Below are 3,440 nucleotides of genomic sequence, written 5' to 3'. Positions count from 1 at the left end.
TGCGCGACCACGACGAAGCCCATCAGCGAGTGCGCGCCACCGCAAAACTCCGCGCACTGCCCGCCATAGACGCCTGGCTTGTCGGCCTGCAGCTTCAGGCGGTTGGTGCGGCCCGGGACCATGTCCATCTTGCCGCCGAGCTTGGGCACCCAGAAGCTGTGGATGACGTCTTCGGAAACCATGTCGATGACGACCGGCTGGCCGACCGGAATGTGCAGTTCATTGGCATCGGCCAACCACTCCTGCCCTCCAGCGTCCAGGTATGACACCCGCCACCAGTAGATGTTGCCCGCGATGCGCATGCGCAGCTCGTCGCCCCTGACGGTCGTCAGCCCCGAGACCAGCGCCATGCTCCAGACCAGCAGAAGAAAGAGAACGCCCGCCGGTACCACCAGCCCGAACCATCTGACGACGCGTTCGCCGCCCAGCCGTGCACGCAGGCTATCGCTGCCATACAGCGCAATCCACATCGCGACGCAGACCAGCACGAAGATCAGCGCCATCAGCGCCATCAGCACCCAGGCCAGCGTCGTGACGGTGTTCGAGAACGGCCCTTGTGGGTCCAGCACGGGTGGGGGCCAGCCGCGCAGGGCCTCAGCGAGACTTGAGCTGGAGGAGGTAGGCTGTGACATCGCGGGCTTCCTGGTCCGACATGGGCATGGCCGGCATCGCAGTGCCGGGCACCAACGCGGGTGCATTGCGAACGAACTGCATCAGCACGCCGGGCTGGTTGGGTAGGCGGCCAGCGATGAGGCCTTGCGCGCCGAAGTTCTCGAGCGAAGGCCCCAGCGCCCCCCGTGGCCATGCGACGTCGGGGAAGGCGTGGCAGGCCACGCAGCCCTTCTCCGAGACCAGGCGCAGACCGCGGGCGACATCGGCCGCGTCCAGCTTTGGCGTTCGGTCAGGCGGACCATCGCAAGCGGCGAGGCCGCATGCGGCCGCACAGAGCACCGCACGGAGGATGCACCGTCTGCTCCGCGCAAGAATTGAGTCACACTGCACTCCCATGCGTTCATCCTGCGCGTCAGCCCACCAGACCGCCCACCAACCCGTTCGACAGGCAGTGCGACCTGGTCTGGCGATGGCAATCGTTTCCGCGGTTGTCGCCTTGTTCGCCGGCGGTTGCACAGACCGCATGGCGCCCAGCAACGACCGTTATGGCCGCAGTGGGGAACTCATCGCGATGAGCGGAGGCGAAGGCGGTGCCCGCTATGCGTGTGCGGCCTGCCATGGCGCCCGCGGCGAAGGAAACGGCTTCGATGCACCCCGGCTGGCCGGCCTGCCCGCCGGCTACCTTCAAAAGCAGATGGAAGACTACGCCGCTGGCCTGCGGCCGCACACGGTGATGCGCGACGTGGCGCGCTTCCTGGACAGCGACGAGCGCGTGCTGGTGGCGAACCACTATGCCGCACTGCCGCCGCGCGCCCTGGCGCCAGCCACCACGGAGCCGACGACGGAGCGCACGGCAGCGCTGTACGCGCGTGCCTGCCAGCAATGCCACGGTGTCGATGCCGTCGGCACCCCGGTGGGGCCACCGCTGGCGGGCCAGCCGGCCTTCTACACGGCCCAGCAGCTGCGCGACTGGCAGCTCTCCAAGCGACGCGGCGACGGCCGTCATGAGATGCTGCGCGTGGCGCAAGAACTGCAGGCGGAGGACATCAGGACTCTCGGCCTGTACTTGGCGCAGATCCCACCACGCCCGGTACCTGCTGTCCGTTGAGATCGAGCATCGACTGCAGCACCTGGTCGCGCTTGACGAGGTAATGCAGCACGGCCGCGCCGGCGTGGCCGGGAATGGCCAGCACGGTGATCCAGACGATCCAGAAGTGGGCCGTTGCGGCGCCCTCCATGAGGCTGTGCTGCAGTTGCTCCGACAACTGGTCGAACGGCAGGTTGGGAAACGGAATGAAGCCTGCAACCGACAGCGGCAGGTTCCCTGGTAGGGTGGACCACATCACCCATCCGCTGATCGGCAGCGCAATGAAGCCGAAATAGAACCAGGCCTGGATCAGCCGGCTCGCTCGGCCTGCGAACGAATCTGGCTCGATGTTCTCCGGCCCGCTGATCTGGCTGCGCCAGAGAAAACGCAGAGAGCCGAACGCCATGATCGTCAGCCCGAGCTCGGCATGGGTCTGGTAGCCCACGTGCTTGTCCCCTCCCACTGGCAGAGTGCCAAGGTACCAGCCATAGCCGAGCTGGACGATCATCATCGCTGCCATCACCCAGTGGAAAGTCACGCCGATCGGCGAGTACAGGCCGCGGCGGTTGTAGCCCTCTGCCCATTCGATGATGGCGACGAGATTCAAGTCGACTCCACGGGCACGGTGCGATCAGCGCGGCTGCCGTCGGCGCGCATCCAGCGCCAACCGATCCAGACGGCGGCACACAGGTAGGCGAGGCTGCCCGGCGCCCACATCGTCAGGCCCGCCAACTGCTGGTCCTCGAGCGGCAAGACGCCCCACGAAAGCGTGGACAGGAAGTGTGGCGCGTACATCGGCCGCGCGGCGAAGGTGATCAGGGCGCCCAACAAGCCCATCTGCACCGTCGTGACCAGCAGCGCGGCCAGCGCCTGGGCTGCGCTGGTGCGGCGCAGCGCGGTCCAGAAGAGCACAGCGCTTGCCGCGAGAGAGAACTGCATCAGCGCGTAGACCGGCACCGATGACAGCGCGGCGCCATACGCGCTGGGGGCATGCCAGATCCAGAACACCAGCGCGGCCATCGTCGTGCTGGTCCACACCGGTGCCGGCAAGCTGTCCAGCCGCCTGCTCAAGCCAAACGCCAGCAGCGGCGCGATCACCAGCACCAAGGCCATGTGGTGGACCACGCGCACCGTGAAGAACGCGGAGCTGAACGCGCACAGCGGCGAGACATACAGAAGAAACACCATGATCCACGCAGCGCGCAGGCTGCGTATGCGCCCGCGCGAGATGCCGCCGGCCATCACCGGATGCCACAAGACCCAGGCAAGAACGGCAAGGCCTGTGCAAAGCACGGGGTCCAGGTTCCAACGCTCAAGCCAGACGCCAGGACTCGGCGCCTCACCGCAGTAGGGTACCCAGCGTTGCGCCTCGTCCATGACGGCTTGTTGCTGCCGCTAGCGCGCCGGCGCCACACGCCAGACGGTGTTCGACAGATCGTCGGCCACGATCACGGCGCCGCGCGGATCCACCGTCACGCCGACGGGGCGGCCCATGGTCTTTCCGTCCCGTTGGAAGCCCGTGAGAAAGTCCACCGGCGGGCCGCTCGGCCGGCCGTCGCGAAAGGGCACGAAGATCACCTTGTAGCCCACCGGCACGGAGCGGTTCCAGCTCCCGTGCAACCCGACGAAGGCGCCTTCTGCAAAACGGGGGTCCGCGATGCTGGACGCAGCAAATGCGACGCCCAGCGGCGCCGAGTGCGACTGCAGCGCGTAGTCGGGCCGGACTGCCATCTTCACTTTG

At 67.2% G+C, this 3,440-nt stretch carries 5 protein-coding genes and 1 pseudogene; 1 reads left to right on the top strand and 5 read right to left on the bottom strand.

All coding sequences use genetic code 11. The annotated features are described in order from the left end of the window. Together IE209_RS33535 and IE209_RS34150 are read right to left on the bottom strand one after the other, a co-directional pair. A partial coding sequence (locus tag IE209_RS33535; protein WP_373305473.1) for a cytochrome c oxidase subunit II occupies positions 1–569 on the bottom strand: 569 nt, incomplete at its 3' end. Between the two features lie 25 nt (positions 570–594). Continuing rightward, positions 595–834, bottom strand: coding sequence for a cytochrome c family protein (locus tag IE209_RS34150; RefSeq protein WP_229883193.1), 240 nt, complete (start codon positions 832–834; stop codon positions 595–597). Between the two features lie 301 nt (positions 835–1,135). Between IE209_RS34150 and IE209_RS33525 the strand changes: the two genes are divergently transcribed. Further along, positions 1,136–1,720 (top strand): c-type cytochrome, encoded by a 585-nt coding sequence (locus IE209_RS33525; protein ID WP_189691186.1) that lies wholly within the window; start codon positions 1,136–1,138, stop codon positions 1,718–1,720. Here IE209_RS33525 and IE209_RS33520 read toward each other — a convergent pair. The 3 genes and pseudogenes from IE209_RS33520 to IE209_RS33510 form a co-directional block, all read right to left on the bottom strand. Continuing rightward, on the bottom strand, positions 1,659–2,306 hold the full coding sequence (locus IE209_RS33520) for a cytochrome b (RefSeq protein WP_189691185.1): 648 nt from the start codon (positions 2,304–2,306) through the stop codon (positions 1,659–1,661). The genes IE209_RS33525 and IE209_RS33520 overlap by 62 nt on opposite strands. Next, positions 2,303–3,076 (bottom strand): cytochrome c oxidase assembly protein, encoded by a 774-nt coding sequence (locus tag IE209_RS33515; protein WP_189691184.1) that lies wholly within the window; start codon positions 3,074–3,076, stop codon positions 2,303–2,305. The genes IE209_RS33520 and IE209_RS33515 overlap by 4 nt, the downstream gene beginning before the upstream one ends. Positions 3,077–3,094: 18 nt before the next feature. Then, positions 3,095–3,440: pseudogene (locus tag IE209_RS33510) on the bottom strand (sorbosone dehydrogenase family protein); the annotation flags it as partial.

This window comes from Pseudorhodoferax aquiterrae (assembly GCF_014652235.1).
Lineage (GTDB): Bacteria > Pseudomonadota > Gammaproteobacteria > Burkholderiales > Burkholderiaceae_C > Pseudorhodoferax > Pseudorhodoferax aquiterrae.
The sequence above is the reverse complement of the archived record's forward strand: the minus strand, read 5'-3'. Positions and strand labels throughout refer to the sequence as shown.